Genomic DNA, 14,660 nt, shown 5'->3' on the forward strand with positions numbered 1-14,660 from the left:
GATATAGGCATAGGCATTCGACGTCATGAGGTTGCGATTGGGCCGCGCCGCGATCCCTGCTAGAACCCATGACGCCGCTTACAGTGGCCCAAGCCAGTTGCGATTGGGCCGCGCCGCGATCCCTGCTAGAACTTTCGTGTTCGGGGCGGACGACCCAGCGGAGTTGCGATTGGGCCGCGCCGCGATCCCTGCTAGAACTCGCAATCCTGTTTCCTTCGACGGTCACAAGTTGCGATTGGGCCGCGCCGCGATCCCTGCTAGAACTATCATTTCGGTATGTCGTTGGCAGATTTCGTTGCGATTGGGCCGCGCCGCGATCCCTGCTAGAACCAGAACGACAGACGATCCCGCACCATGATCGTTGCGATTGGGCCGCGCCGCGATCCCTGCTAGAACGAGATACCGTAAGTGTCGCCCTCGTATCGAGTTGCGATTGGGCCGCGCCGCGATCCCTGCTAGAACTGCCCCCGGAAAACCTCTTGTTTTCCGGGGGTTTTTTGTGCGTTTAGGTATGAAAAAGTGTCAGTAAAAGTGAGGTTTGGCCGCTTAGTCACGCCATTTTCCCGGCGAATCAGTGTCAAAATAGGGTCAGTTGGTCAGGCTTACCCGGCCGGGTCGGCGAAGCGCGGCCGCGAAAGCTCTGGATGCCTTCATATTGTTTGTCCGTAAACCAGATCACCTCGACAGTGCCTGGATCCGGCACGGCGCGACCGATACGCCGGGTGAGCGCCTCGGCCTGCTCCTTGCCTGCCGTGAAACGGATGTAACAGGAGAGCTGCATCATCGAGAATCCCTCGTCGAGCAGGAACAGCCGGAACTTGTTCGCCCGCTTGCGCTCGGCCTTGGTCAATACCGGAAGATCGAAAAGCGCCATGATCCACAAGATGCGATACCCCGACAGCAGCGAGACCTGGTTCACGGCAAGGCATCGGCTGCAAGCGACGGAATTGGAGAGGCGGGAAAGATGAGTTTTTTGCGCCCGCCTGTGAAGACCTGCGCCAGCGACACCGCAAGCCGAAAGAGGACATTTGAAAGCGGTGCGGAGCCTTCCGCAGTGACGAAATCGGCGTGCAGCACCTCGGCCAGCCGGCGCTTCGCCGCCGTATCGAGCCGGTCGACGCCTTCCAGGGTCAGGGCGTGGACCACGAGATCGACGGCAGGACGGAACGGCTCCATGACGTCGTCGGCCAGGCGCAGCGCGTCGCCCTTGCTGCGGTGCTGCAACGACAAAGAAGGATGCAGCCCGGCGGCGACGATGGCGCGCGCGGTCGCGGCGCGCAGCACCGTATAGCCGTAGTTCAGCATGGCGTTGGGGCCGTCGCCGTCGCGATGGCGGTAGAATCCCTTGCCGAACATTGCCGGAAAATAGCGCTGGGCGGCCTGCGCCTCGAGATTGTCGGGATCGCCCGAACGGACGCGCTCGGCAAGCGCACGGATCGGAACCGGATTCGCGCCGGTTCGCTCCAGCGCTGCCGCCTGGGCGAGGATCTTGGCGCGCACCAGTTCGGCCCACAGGCGCTTACGCGTCGGCAGGGTGGACTCGGCCTGCGCCTCCATGCGGTCGCCCTGCGCGTGATGGCCGTCCACCGGCAGCAGCCAGGCGGCGGGGCGGAAATCGGTGCCGCACACCACCAGAGGCGCACCGCGCAAGGCAAGGGCAGCGATGATCTGGCTGGTGAAACTGGCGGCCGGATTGGAAAGGATCACGGCCTCGATGTCGTCGAGCGGTACTTTCCCCAAAGGTCCGTCCGGCCCGGCGACAGTCAGGAAACCGCGGTCGAGCGAAAGTCTTCTGCCTTCACCTTCGATTTCGACGATCCGTCCCAGCATGGCACAGTTCTCCGTGGAGGAGCGCCACGCCGGCACAGTTTTGCTGCCGGCATTGCCCCTTGGAGAGGTAACCGGCAAGGAAAGTGCCAAGTGAGAAAAAACCCGCCGGGCGGACCCGGCGGGTTGTTCTAGAAGGATAGCGGCATGACCCAACCGCAACTCTCTACATTCACTCGGCCAACTTCGAGATCGTGAGAGCGGCTAACGTGGCTACCCCAATTAAGTGAGCTATAAACCAATTTAGGGTCGACAATGCTTTTTCATTCGTGACGACGGGAGTCGAACCCATAACCGCCTGTCTCAGAATGCAGGGCGCTCTTCCTGTTGAGCTACGTCACGCAGGAAGTGCGCTTATGGGATGTAGAGAAAGCAATAATCGGATCAGACCAAGTGAGAATATTTAGTGATCCAGAAATGTTTTATGTGTTTGAAATGCGCTTGGTCACCCTTCCCAATTCATCCACCTTGACCGCCACGCAGCCGCGCTCCTTGAGTTTGCCGATGTTGGCGAAGTCCCAGCGGAAGGGATCGTCGGCGTCCTGGTGGCGCTTTTGCAAGTCGCCGCCCTCATTGTGCTCGGTAAGCAGTACGAGGTTGGATTTCATCCAGATTTGCTGCACAAATTTGACGAGGCGCACGCCTGAACTTTCCAACTCCACCGCGTCACCTTTGTGCAGACGCATCACCAGCTTGCCGCCCAGTTTCTCGCGCTCCCACTGCGGCCGGAAGTCCTTCTGGTTGGCTTCAAAAACGGTGACGGCAAAGCCTTTCCATGCGCCGTCGCGCATTTGCACGACATCGACATGGTGGTTTTCGCCGGGTGCGACGGCCTTATAGGCCTTGTCTGTTTGCCGGTCGTGGATCGTCACCGCGCTCATGTCCTCCTTGCCGACGCGGATGCGACGCATCCCTTGCGCCTTGGCGAAGGTATCGAGCGCTGCGGCAAAGCCCTTGGCGTCGGAAACCTTGCCCCTGGCGTCGCGAGACGGCGCCACCGCGGCCTGCATCGCCTTGCGAAGTCCTGCGTCGCGAATACGGTCGACCTCGCCGGGCGTCAGGTCTACCAGCAGCTTGCGGCGCACGAGATTGCCGATCTCTTCCGCCTCGGCCTCGTCGCCGACGATGCCGTAGGCGGTGTCTTCATGCAGCGCGCCCTGCTTGCCGTGCTCGGGCTTGTTAGAGACGACGACGCGGTCCACCACCGACCGCACGGCGTCACGGAAATTGTCGAAAGGCCAGGGCACCTTGCCGACCACGTCGTCATAGTCGCTTTGCTCGGCCTTGCCGGCCAACGTGTTCAACTCGAGCAGCAGGCTGCGCGTCATGGCGCCGATGGTGATGGCGTCTATCGCGTGGTGCCGGTGGTCGGTGCGGTCTTTGAGGTTGTCGTCGGAGAGGATCGAATTCAGCCCCCACTTGCCGCGCAGCAAGCTGGTCAGCGCGCCGGGCGTGACGTAGACCGCGTCGGGGTCGCAGATCTTGCCGAGATAGGCCTTGGCCAGCCGCGACATGTGCTTGGTCTCGTTGAGGTGACGGGCCTGGAAACCGGTGGTGAGGCCCATCTGCTCCAGCGTGGTCTTGTCCATCTTGCCTGAGGTGCGCGCCTCGAAGACGTCCATCGCGTCCTCGCGGAAGCGCCAGCGCTTGTTGGGCGGCAGCTTTTCGGCATTGGCGGCAATGTCCGGCCATTTCGGATCGGCGTGAAAGGCTTCCCAAGGCGTCTTGCCGCGCTTGATGCGGTTGATGGTGCGGAAGCACAGAACCTTGTTGGCGGCGCTGTCGTCCAGCGTGCGCGAGCGCGGCAGGACGTGCTCGATCTCGATTTCCGGGCTGAAAAGCTGCGTGATGCCGATCGGATCGAGCGTGAACGGGCAATGCGCCACGCCGTTGCCGGCGCGTTGCTGTTCATCGTAGAGTTTCAGCCGTGCCCGATTCTCGCCGTTGTTGTCCTGCCCCAGTTCCACCAGTTTCTTAGTACGCTTTTCGTTCGCCTCGCGGTTGTCGCGGTTGCGGCGCTGTTCCTGCTCCTTCTCGCGCGCCGACATCTTCAGGTCGCGCGCCAGTTCGACGACGATCTGGTCGGGCGGGCCGAAGCGTTCGATCAGCGCGTTCACGAGTCGGCGCAACTGGTTGAGACCGATATGCACCGACGGGTTCATGATGCGGCCGTAGAATTTCGCCTCGTCCTTGCGGTCGGCCGGGTCCATCATGCCGGGCAGGATGTGGCGCTGCAGCACCTTGCCGTAATAGGGCAGGGCATCGAGAATTTCGCCGTCGCGCTCATCGGAATGGTGCCAGTCCTTGCCCAGCCTCTCGCCGGCGCGGCGAACCGCCTTGTCGTAGGTGACGACGAAGCCGTTTTCGTCGCGCGAGTCGATCAGTGCCTGGAGGATCGCGGCGTTGGCGGTTGGCCCCAGCCGCGAATAGCCGTCGGGCAGCGGGATCGAGGCGGCGTTGCGCGCCTGCACTGCGCTCAGGCCGTCCTCGGTCATTAACCGGGCGACCAGTTTGTCGTCGTCGGTCGCTTCGAGCAGTTTTTTTACGAAGGCGTCCTTGCCCGACCACGACAATGCGCGCCAGCGCGGACCGTAATGGTCGTCTTGGACGAGCAGGCGGTTGGTGCGCAAGTCGACCAACCCTTCCTCGCCCATTTCCTCGAAATTGATCCTGACCTCACCGCCGAGACGCAGCGCCTTGCGGAATTCAGTCTTAAAGGCCAACCCTTTGGTCTTGCTGACCTTGATCTTCGTCAGGCCGCAATGCAGCAGCGCTGTCGCCAAATCGTCGCGTTCGGAGGATTTTAGCGGGCGGTCCGTGCCGGAGCCGGTGGAAAGGCGGATATGGCCCAGCCGTTCGTAGATCTCGCGCGCCTGCACGGAAGGCAGCGCCTTGGGCAGTCGGCTTTCCTTTTCGCCAGCCGCGTATTCGAAAGTGCAAAGGCCGATTAACGGCGGCTTCAGTTCGCGCTGCCGAAACAGGATCGATCTGATCTTGTCGCCTGCTTCCCGCGTAAGCAGCATTGGATGATGGCGGGCCTGGGCTTCCCAGAGCGCGTCGAACTCATGGCACAGCATTTCGCGTGTCGGATAGAATTCGTAGAGCGCGGTCGCGCCCTGGCCTTCGAGGCGGATGCGGGTCGGCTGGCGTAGCTTTGCGGCGCGCAGATCCGGCTTCCCTTTGGCCGGGTCGTGCGCTTTCAAAACGGCCTGCCGTTTCATGTCGGGGTCGCGATGACGCCGCCACAGGAATTCGCCGAAGGTGCGCGCGTTTTCGTCCTCGAATTTTTTTGCAAGCGCGGCGGAAGCCGTCGCGATCTTGCCCTTGTCCCTGTCGTCGCTTTTGCGGTCTGTCTTGCGATTCGACTTGAAGCCGCGGCGCTGATGCAGATGGAAAATTGCGCGACCGAGTTCATGCGGTGCCAGCGCCTTGTCCAGCCCGGCGGCGCGAAGCTGATAGGGATCGAGGTCTGCCAGCGCCTTGCGCTCCTTCTCGCTGGCAGGCATCAAGCCGGCCTCGATCAATGCCGCGACCAGCGCCTCGCGCCGCAGCACGAAGCGGTCGCGGCGCTTGCGCGCCTGCCGCGGAATGCGCCGCATCGTCGCCAGCGACTGCCCGTCCTTCGGGTTGCGGCCGTCCTTGAACAGGCGCACGCCGGCGCCGAGCAGTTCCAGCGGCGCATCCTTCTCGCCGAAGATGCCCTTGGGGTCGCGACCCGTGCGCCAGACGGCCCAGCCTATGGAGTTCGTGCCGATGTCGAAGGAATAGCGCGTGCCCATCCCGTGCCCCTGTTCTTGTTTTTCCCCATTCCCAATAACCGCTTCATCCGCGAGATGACAAGACAGAGGATGACAAGACAGGGCTTGCACCATGGCGAGGCGTTGGCTATCTTTAGGACGTTCTAGCAAGGATCGCGGCGTGGCCTCTCCGTTAACAAGGCTTCATGCCACCAGATAAAGGCGGGCTCCGGTCCGCCTTTTTGCTTCTCGATGTGATCTGGGCGCCGTTTCAATAGCATACGTAGCTTACGGCAGGCTCTGCGAACGGCTTACGAGTTTGTTACAGATCTAGCGCAGAGGAAGCGCCAATCTCAGCTGAAACGACTGCAAAGCCCTAGATGTGAACTCGATCGGGCCACAGCGAAGTCGATGTTGAGGTTCTCGACGTGGTTCCAGCTCTACCTGGCGCTGCGTCCGCCGGTCCCGTTGACTGCCGACGATATCATGGAAACCTTCGACGGGTCGCGGTCGGAAGAGGTGTTCCGACTGCTTTGGCAGATGGCGTCCGTCGGGCAGGTGAGCTATCTTATGCACCCCCGTCACCTGTGCGACATAGCGCGCCAGGCCGTGCCGGCAGCCAGGGTGCATGAGATTTCATAGGCTAGATAAAAGCGTCTTTTGGCGAGCGGTCGGGTTATTAAAAGCCAGGCTATTCGATGTGCTAACCGGTTTGCAGCCGCGTCGCTAAGTATTGATCTATTTGATGCGTATTGCTGGCGTGTTTGCAAAAATACGGCTTTAATTACAACAACTTACACAAGACTACGAATCTGGGGGGCAGGAGTTCGAATCTCTTCGGGCGCGCCATACTGTTTCCACGACTTGGCATCTTTTTCGGCCAACTGCGGCGCTTTGGTTTGCGGACGGTTTGCAATCCGTGCTTGATGCTTTTCCCAAAACGGTCAACTGCTTTGCTCGCCAGGATGCGGTTGTCAATCGGCCCTCAATATGCCCCCCGGATCGGGGCGTAAGAGGACCTCGGTGGCTCGTGCTTGCGCCTGATGCCGGTTGCCATCACCGTCATAGGCACTGCGCAAGTCATCGCGCAGGATCCAGCCTGCCGGCGCGACATGGGAACCGGCCAACGGCTGTGTCTGCCTTGGTGCCGAGCTTCTGGTTAATCCTCAAAATCTGCTGTTTAGCTTCAGTCCGAGGGCATGGCTGTGACTGTCTTCGAAGCCGATCGTGCCACGGTAGTCGAAGCCGATGGTCATCTGGTTGTGCAGCCGCAGATCCGCGCCGAGCCCGATCATCACCTGGTCCCGTGCAAACGGCGTCGTCTGGAAACCATAAGCGGGACCGCCCGGCAGGTCGGCGTAGAGGATGTCCACATCGCTCGAACCTGAAAACTCATGCGTGTATTCAAACCGGAAGCGTGGCACGAGCAGGCCAATCGCCACCGGTATCTCGTAACTGCCGGTAAGCCCGATCGTACCGTCAAGGCTGTCGACGCTCTGCTCGCCATAGGCTAGCGAATAGATACCCGCCCCGCTTTCGGTGAACGCATCCAGCGTCGACGAGGAGGCTGCAAGCCGGGCGAATGGCGTCAATTGCAAGCTGCCGGTCGAATAGTCAAATCCGGTTGTGATCGAGCCGAACACCTGATCGCCGTCGCGCTGGCCATTCGCGAAACCGCCTGTGCCGGTAACGAAGCGGCGCGAGTCGAAACTGAAGTCGCCGTATCCGGCCAATGCATCGACAAACAGCCACTCGGTTGGACGGTAGCTGGCATAGAGCGTGACGCTGTAAGCTTCGCCTGAACTCTTCGTGCCATTGACGCCGATGTCGCTTTCGTCGCTGGCATAGCCGATGCCCAACCCGGCAACGAACTGGTTGTTGAAGCGATAGTCGAAACCCGCTGTCACATCGACGGAGATGGAGTCGCGGGTCGTCCCATCGTCCGGCGATTTGTAGCCAAAATCGACATAGCCGCCGGCCCAGAACCCCACGCCCCCGGTCATGGCCGCGTTGTCGCACCCCGTTTTATCAGGCAGTACGACGCTTCCCGGCCTGCCATCCTCGCCTGCGCCGGACAAACGAACCGCGTTTGCAAAGGTGTCGCGGCAGGTCTCGCCGCGCAAAGCGCCCATGCGTTGATTGATGTTGTCGATCTGCCCGGCGGCGAATTGTTGCGCGGCCTGTGCCTGCGCATTGAGTAGCCCCGCAACCTCGGGGTCGTCGGACGGATCAGGCCTTGGGGCGACCGTTATCGTCACGGTCGCCGGGGCAGAGACGCCGCCGGGTCCCGTCAGCGTGTAGGTCACGATGGCCGTGCCCGAAAACGCCGATGACGACGTAAAAGTCAGTGCGTAGGCCGGTGCGCCGGACAATGTGGCCGTACCTGCTTCCGTTGGTGTGCTGGATAGGATCGCGGCGTCGCTGAATGGCCCGCCAGTAGCCCCCTGCGTCAGAGGCAGCGTGACGGTTTCACCGGCAACAACCGATGCGGTGAGCGAGGGTGCGGTGGGCGGAGGCAGGGCGTCGATGACGAGCGTGTATTGGCGGCTGCCGCGATTATCGGCGGCATCGAACACATCGACCGTAAAGGGAAAACTGCCGCTCTGCGTCGGAGTGCCCGCAAGTGTTCCATCCAACGCCATGTCGATGCCGTCCGGCAAATTTCCGACGACTACAAAATATCGGTACGGGGCGCCGATGCCGCCGCTGGCCGTAAATGTCTGGCTGTACATTTGGCCAATCTGGCCGGCCGTTATCGTGGTCGGGCTCAAAGTCACGGGCGGCGTGGAAGAAATCACGATTGAATATTGACGTTCGATGAAATTTCCACCGCGATCCGTCGCGCGCAGTGTGAAGGGGTACGTGCCGGCGACCGTTGCCGTGCCGGAGAACCTGCCGTCAGCATATGCAAGTCCGGGAGGCGTGACCGGGATGCCGACAAGCGTGATGGAATATGGCCCGCCCGCGCCGCCGGAAGCGACTACCGTCTGATCATAAGGCTGGCCGACCTGGCCATCTGGCAGCGCCGTTGGCGAGAGGGTAACCGGGGTGTCCGCGATCACGATCGAATAGTCGCGCTCGGTGAAATTTCCGGCGCGATCCACCGCCCGGACCGTAAAACTGTAGGTGCCTGCCACGGTCGCCGTGCCGGAGAGCCTGCCGCCAGCATATGCAAGGCCAGGCGGCATGACCGGGATGCCGACAAGCGTGATGGAATAGGGCCCGCCCGCGCCGCCGGACGCTACCATCGTTTCATCGTAAAACTGGCCAACTTTTCCGTCTGGAAGCGTTGCTGGTGCAATCGTGACGGGCGGCCCATCGGAGATCACCACCTTGTAGTCGCGCTCGCCCGTATAGCCGACATCGTCGGTGGCCCGGATTCGGAAGTTATATATTCCGGCGACGAGCGCCGTGCCCGACATGACCCCTGCGCTGCTGAACGTGCCAACGGGCAGGTTGCCGGAGACGATGGAGAATTGATAAGGCCCTCGCACACCACCGGATGCTGTCAATGTGTGATTGTAAGGCTGCCCGAGTTGCCCATCGGGCAGTATTGCTGGCGCCACGACGACCGGCGGCGGCGGCGCGATCTCGAAAGTGTAGCTCCGGTCGCCAGAGCGGCCGCCGCTGTCCGTCGCGCGGAATCTGACGGTAAAGCTGCCGCTTTGAATTGGCGTGCCGCCTATCGCACCGGCGGCACTGAATGACATGCCGATCGGGATTGCTCCAGACACGATGGAGAAACTGTACGCTCCATCGCCGCCGCTCGCCGTCAGTTGTGCGCTGTAAGGCTGGCCAGCCTGGCCATCTGGAAGACCAGCGAGCGTGATCTCGACAGGGTCGGGCTCGGCAATGACGACCGTGTATATCTTCGGGACGGGGGGCGACGCGCCCGGGACCTCGTCGAGCCAAGCCCTTTCACCGAACAAGTATCTCAGGACATATGTGCCGGCGGCTTTAGGTACGCCGGAAATTCGGAACTCGTTGTTGGCGAAGCAGCACAGGCCCGGTATCCGGTCGGAGGCTCCCGAAAAGGTTGAGAAATACGGGCCGCCGCTCAACCCTCCCGATACGACGTACGTCTGGTCATACGCGACACCTACCTTGCCGGGGGGCAAAACTTCCGGCGAAACGCTAATGGGGTCTGCCTGGGCTTGGCCGGCAGCAAATGCCGAGGCTATCAGCACAAACACAATGCAAAGAAAATTTTGGACCGCGGCGACTTTGCCCGTCCGCAGCTTTGAAATCGTCATACTTCCCCGCATGGCCATTTTCTGGCTGCCCAACTCGCGAGGAGGGTTTCCGATTTCCGAAACCTTGAATACCCGTCATATAACAGGGGTGCCGCGCGGCGAGGTCAGCCTGTGACATGTGGGCAACAGCCCGAGCCAGCCTGGATTCAATCGGCGCGATGCAGCGGCAGGGTCGACTTGATCAATGCAACAAGTTCGCTTTGGCGGTGCGTGCCGGTCTTTCGGAAAATCTGCTCGAGGTAATGGCGTGCCGTCGTCGTCCGGATATTCTGCTCCGCTGCTGCCTGCTTGAGCGCCACACCTGTCGCAAGTGCGGCTGCCAGCTTGGCTTCAGCAGGTGCGAGATCGAACAGGCCGGACAGCAACGTGGGAGACGGGACGATGTTGCTCGCATTGACGGCCGTGGCCGCCACGAGAATATCCGCACCCGAAAAAATATCGTGGGCGCTGCGACGCAACGGCATTATATGTATCACGAGCGGACCGGCCTCCTTAGGTCTGACAGGGATGGAGCGCACCACCGGCTCAGCGGCTTGGCTCGACGCTTGAATAGCCTTCCTAAAAAGTCCGTTGGCGGCTACGTCAGCGATTGCCATGCCGCCAAAGGACTTCGGCAGGAATACCGAAGTCATGCTGTCAAACAGGTCGTTCGAAGCCCGCACGCACCCATTGCCGGAAAGCACGGCAGCAGGTAGTCCGATAGCCTGCAAAGCCGAGGCAGTTGCTTGTGCCTGCCGCAGGCCCAGGCGCGCCGCCATCAGCCCGGCACGCGCTAGATGGGGACGAAAGCTGTCTAACAAACGGATAGAACGGCGATCATAGGCGCCGTCCTTCGTCCATCGCTGAAATACGAATGTAACGAGTTCCCCGCTTGGCATGGGCACAGCCGCGCAGACATGCTGGCCAATCCCAAATGCTCTGAGTTTCGACCGCACTGGGTCTTCCTCAACTTCGTCGGCGGTCATAAAATCCTCTACGGCAACGAAGCTCGTTGGCTGCAGGGCGCGCATGCGTTGAATTCCGCCGGAAGACCGCCATGTGTCGCCGGCCAGAAACTCTTCGAAAAGATGGCGAACGTTCTCTTGGGCGCTGCCTCTTACCGGAGACTCATCGCTGAACAGGCAAATCGCGCCGCTTGCGGAGGCCGACAAATCGCTGATTGCAGCCAGTACTTGCGGCCATTCGTCCGGTACAAAGGCGGCTTCGTAGATGCGATCGACGAGTTGGTTCGGCATGGATCAAGACCCGTGTATCTCGTCAGGGATAGCAGAAACAGATTGAGTTACATATTCGGGATGCCTCGTGCCTCGGCTTTGCCTGCGTCGGGCCTTGAGTTGACCGCCTTGTTCCGCGGCAGCGATGAAATGGCGACAGCAGCACATACCTATTTGGAGGATTTGCCGTCACTCAAAAAGTCCGGGATTGTCCGACTCGATCTGCGGCAGATCGGTCAGGATGCCGTTCAGATGAACCCGCATTGCATCGGCGGCGGCGTCCGCGTCCTTCCCGTCGATCGCCATCACGATCTTTTCGTGCTGGCCGATCAGATTGCCCATTGAGGCCGGATTGCGAAGCTGCAGGTTGCAGACCCGGTCCATATGCGCCTTGATGTCGGAAATCGCATTCCAGGCGAGCGCACAACCGGCGCCTTCGGCGATGGCGATATGAAACTGCTCATCCTCCTTGCGGAACCAGTTGTGGTCGTGCGCCTCCATGGCGCTTCGCTGCCGCGCCAGAATGCCGTCGAGCTTGCGCCTGGTCCAGGCGTCGAAGTTTTCGCTGGCGCGCCGGGCGACCGCGGTTTCGATCACCTCGCGCACAAAACGCGCCTCCATCATCTGGCGCGCTGAAATCTTGACCACGACGGTCCCGCGGTTGGGCCGGATATCCACCAGCTTGGATTTTCCGAGTGCGATCAACGCTTCCCGGACCGGCTGGCGCGATACGCCCATGCGGGTGGCGATGTCCTGCTCGGAAAGGCGCGAGCCGGGCGCAAAATCCAGGCGAATGATCGCCTCGCGCAAGTCCCGCTCGACCTGCGCCGCGGTCGATTCTCCGGTCTCGATTTTCAGTATCTCAAGGTTCATGCGTGTTGCCGCCAGCTCAACGTTGACACCAGTTCAGAACCACCATACAGTACCATACAATTCAAGGCCAACACAAACCCGGCGCTCGACAAGCTGGGTTAGCATGGAGGGGCCGGGACACATCGCCCGGTTGATTGATGACAGTATATCCTAACTTCATAGTGCCGGATTCTAGTGATCCGCGCCTGCAGAGTAAATCCCGATACAGGATGCTGATCGACGGCCGGTCCGTCGACGCCGCGTCGGGCAAGACGATCGACCGGGTAAGTCCGGGTCATGCTGGCGTTGTAGTCGGCACCTGGCCAGATGCTTCGGCCGACGATGTGCGTACCGCGGTCGCGGCTGCACGCCGCGCGTTCGACACCGGGCCATGGCCACGCATGTCCGGCGCCGAACGGTCCCGCCTCATGTTCAGGACGGCCGAGCTGATCCTCGCGCATGTCGAGGAGATCGCGCTGATTGAGAGCCTCGAAGTTGGCAAGCCGATCGCCCAGGCGCGCGGCGAGATCACCTTCTGCGCCGACCTCTGGTCCTATGCCGCGGGCCAGGCCCGAGCGCTGGAGGGTCAGACCCACAACAATATCGGCGATAATCGCCTCGGGCTGGTGCTGCGGGAGCCGATCGGCGTCGTCGGCATCATAACGCCTTGGAATTTCCCCTTCATCATCGCGTCGGAACGGGTTCCCTGGGCGATCGGCGGCGGTTGCACCGTCGTGCTGAAGCCATCCGAATTCACATCCGGCACGTCGATCCGCATGGCCGAACTGGCGCGCGAGGCAGGCATCCCCGACGGCGTGTTCAATGTCGTCACTGGCTATGGCGATCCGGCTGGCCAGGTTCTGGCCGAGGAACCCGGCACCGATATGATCGCCTTCACCGGTTCGACCCGCGTCGGCATCAAGCTGGGCGAGATCGCCGCACGCAGCGTCAAGCGCGTCGGCCTCGAACTTGGTGGCAAGGGACCGCAGATCGTCTTCGCCGACGCCGACCTCGACGCGGCGGCCGATGGCATTGCCTATGGCGTCTACCACAATGCCGGCCAATGCTGCATTTCAGGCAGCCGGCTGATCGTGCAGGAGTCCATCCGCGACGCGTTGCTCGAACGGCTGCTCGATATTTCCCGAAAAGTCACATTCGGCGATCCGCTGAGCGAGCGGACGAAGATCGGCGCCATGATTTCCGAAGCCCATGCGGGCAAGGTGCATTCTTACGTCGAAACTGGCCAGGCCTCCGGAGCGGAACTGCTGCTGGGGGGCACGCGTGTGGGTGACGGAGCCGGGCTCTATTATGCGCCAACTATATTTGGCGGCGTCACTTCCGACATGTCGATCGCGCGTGACGAAATCTTCGGTCCGGTGCTTGCGACCATGACGTTCAAGACCGCGGACGAGGCCGTTGCGCTCGCCAATGCCTCGGAGTTCGGCCTGTCGGCCAGCGTCTGGTCCACCAGTCTCGAAACCGCGCTTCAGAGCATCCGCCGTATTCGCGCCGGACGCTGCTGGATCAACAGCGTCATTGACGGCACGCCGGAACTGCCGATCGGGGGCTACAAGAAAAGCGGCCTCGGGCGCGAGCTGGGGCGCTACGGTTTTGACGAATACTCACAGTTCAAGGGCATCCACGTGACGCTCGGACGGCCGGATCCCTGGTTCGGGTGATGGTTTTCTCGTGAATTGAGAGGGAGGAAATCCCGGCTGGCGCGATCTTTGGTCAGAGCTCGCCAGCCGAGATACGGGTCTTTCGACCCGATTGCATATCCAAAGGGAGGACACGCAAATGAAATCGACAAAACTGGCAGCCGCAATGCTTGCGGCCTGCACCGCCACGGCTTGGACTTCAATTGCTTCGGCCGCCGACGTCAAGGCGACGATGATCATCTACCTGGACCCAAGCGTCCAGTTCTTCAATCCGGTCGTCAAAGGCGCCCAGGACGCCGCCGCGCAGTTCGGCGTGGATCTCGACGTGCAGTATGCCAACAACGATCCGGTCCGCCAGAACGACCTGATCGAAGCTGCGACGGCGGCCGGCGTCGATGGCATCGCGGTGGCGATCTCCAGCTCCGACGCCTTCGACAACAGCATCTGCAACGCCACCAAGGCCGGCATCATCGTCATCGGCTTCAACAATGACGATCTGGAAGGCGCAAAAGGCAACTGCCGTCAGGCCTATGTCGGCATGAACGAATTCGCCTCCGGCTACGAACTCGGCCAGCGCATGATCGAGAAGTTCGGGCTGAAGGAAGGCGATGTCGTCTTCAATCCGCGCGAAATTCCGGAGGCCAGCTTCGCGGTGGCGCGCGGCGGCGGCATCGAAAAGGCGATGAGCGAAAAGGGCATCAAGGTCGAGACCGTGAAGTCCGGCCTCGATCTCGCCGAGGCGCGCAACATCATGGCGCAGTTCCTGATCGCCAACAAGAACGTCAAGGCGCTGTTCGGAACCGGATCGGTCACCTCGACGGTCGGTGCCGGCGCTATCAAGGATGCCGGCGTCGACATTCCCTTCGGCGGCTTCGACCTCGCGGTGGAAATCGTCAACGCGGTTGAATCGGGCGCCATGTTCGCGACGATGGACCAGCAGCCCTATCTCCAGGGCTTCTATCCGATCGCCCAGATCGCGCTGGCCAAGAAGTATGGCCTGACCCCCACCGATATCGACACCGGCCAGGGCGCGTTCCTCGACAAGGATCGCATCGGCGCCGTCAAGCCGCTGATCGGCACCTACCGCTAGCCCTTCTCAACCGGACCCTCCGGATATGC

General features: G+C 61.4%; 9 protein-coding genes, 1 tRNA gene and 1 CRISPR repeat array. Of the genes, 3 read left to right on the forward strand and 7 right to left on the reverse strand.

All coding sequences use genetic code 11. The annotated features are described in order from the left end of the window. Positions 1–30 precede the first annotated feature (30 nt). Positions 31–462: direct repeats of the CRISPR family, unit length 36 nt; unit sequence GTTGCGATTGGGCCGCGCCGCGATCCCTGCTAGAAC. Positions 463–577: 115 nt separating this feature from the next. The 4 genes from cas2 to cas9 form a co-directional block, all read right to left on the reverse strand. Then, on the reverse strand, positions 578–919 hold the full coding sequence (gene cas2 / locus ASD44_RS16435; protein ID WP_244478789.1) for a CRISPR-associated endonuclease Cas2: 342 nt from the start codon (positions 917–919) through the stop codon (positions 578–580). Continuing rightward, on the reverse strand, positions 916–1,830 hold the full coding sequence (cas1, locus tag ASD44_RS16440; RefSeq protein WP_056114357.1) for a type II CRISPR-associated endonuclease Cas1: 915 nt from the start codon (positions 1,828–1,830) through the stop codon (positions 916–918). Before cas1 ends, cas2 begins: the two co-directional genes overlap by 4 nt. Positions 1,831–2,094: 264 nt before the next feature. Next, positions 2,095–2,169 (reverse strand) — tRNA-Arg (locus ASD44_RS16445). Between the two features lie 80 nt (positions 2,170–2,249). Then, positions 2,250–5,606, reverse strand: a complete 3,357-nt coding sequence (gene cas9 / locus ASD44_RS16450) for a type II CRISPR RNA-guided endonuclease Cas9 (RefSeq protein WP_056114361.1) — start codon at positions 5,604–5,606, stop codon at positions 2,250–2,252. A 369-nt stretch (positions 5,607–5,975) separates the two neighbouring features. Here cas9 and ASD44_RS16455 point away from each other — a divergent pair, with 369 nt between their 5' ends. Then, positions 5,976–6,206: a hypothetical protein gene (locus ASD44_RS16455; protein ID WP_056114364.1), complete on the forward strand. Its 231-nt coding sequence runs from the start codon at positions 5,976–5,978 to the stop codon at positions 6,204–6,206. A gap of 524 nt (positions 6,207–6,730) precedes the next feature. Here the strand turns inward: ASD44_RS16455 and ASD44_RS16460 are convergent. The 3 genes from ASD44_RS16460 to ASD44_RS16470 all read right to left on the reverse strand — a co-directional run bounded on the left by ASD44_RS16460 (position 6,731) and on the right by ASD44_RS16470 (position 11,904). Beyond that, entirely contained in the window at positions 6,731–9,817 is a 3,087-nt protein-coding gene (locus ASD44_RS16460; protein ID WP_162246429.1) for an autotransporter domain-containing protein, read from the reverse strand. A gap of 146 nt (positions 9,818–9,963) precedes the next feature. After that, positions 9,964–11,052, reverse strand: coding sequence for a hypothetical protein (locus tag ASD44_RS16465; RefSeq protein ID WP_056114369.1), 1,089 nt, complete (start codon positions 11,050–11,052; stop codon positions 9,964–9,966). A 168-nt stretch (positions 11,053–11,220) separates the two neighbouring features. Beyond that, a complete protein-coding gene (locus ASD44_RS16470; protein WP_056114370.1) occupies positions 11,221–11,904 on the reverse strand; it encodes a GntR family transcriptional regulator in 684 nt (227 codons plus the stop codon). Between the two features lie 137 nt (positions 11,905–12,041). Here ASD44_RS16470 and ASD44_RS16475 point away from each other — a divergent pair, with 137 nt between their 5' ends. After that, on the forward strand, positions 12,042–13,562 hold the full coding sequence (locus ASD44_RS16475; protein ID WP_056114373.1) for an aldehyde dehydrogenase family protein: 1,521 nt from the start codon (positions 12,042–12,044) through the stop codon (positions 13,560–13,562). Positions 13,563–13,680: 118 nt separating this feature from the next. Beyond that, on the forward strand, positions 13,681–14,631 hold the full coding sequence (locus ASD44_RS16480; protein ID WP_056114376.1) for a substrate-binding domain-containing protein: 951 nt from the start codon (positions 13,681–13,683) through the stop codon (positions 14,629–14,631). Positions 14,632–14,660: the final 29 nt, after the last annotated feature.

It is taken from the genome of Mesorhizobium sp. Root554, from assembly GCF_001427025.1.
GTDB lineage: Bacteria > Pseudomonadota > Alphaproteobacteria > Rhizobiales > Rhizobiaceae > Mesorhizobium.

Coding starts and splice junctions, on each gene's coding strand:
- cas1 (WP_056114357.1), bottom strand. CDS start 1,830: ATGCTGGGACGGATCGTCGAAATCGAAGGTGAAGGCAGAAGACTTTCG.
- cas9 (WP_056114361.1), bottom strand. CDS start 5,606: ATGGGCACGCGCTATTCCTTCGACATCGGCACGAACTCCATAGGCTGG.
- ASD44_RS16455 (WP_056114364.1), top strand. CDS start 5,976: ATGTTGAGGTTCTCGACGTGGTTCCAGCTCTACCTGGCGCTGCGTCCG.
- ASD44_RS16460 (WP_162246429.1), bottom strand. CDS start 9,817: ATGACGATTTCAAAGCTGCGGACGGGCAAAGTCGCCGCGGTCCAAAAT.
- ASD44_RS16465 (WP_056114369.1), bottom strand. CDS start 11,052: ATGCCGAACCAACTCGTCGATCGCATCTACGAAGCCGCCTTTGTACCG.
- ASD44_RS16470 (WP_056114370.1), bottom strand. CDS start 11,904: ATGAACCTTGAGATACTGAAAATCGAGACCGGAGAATCGACCGCGGCG.
- ASD44_RS16475 (WP_056114373.1), top strand. CDS start 12,042: ATGACAGTATATCCTAACTTCATAGTGCCGGATTCTAGTGATCCGCGC.
- ASD44_RS16480 (WP_056114376.1), top strand. CDS start 13,681: ATGAAATCGACAAAACTGGCAGCCGCAATGCTTGCGGCCTGCACCGCC.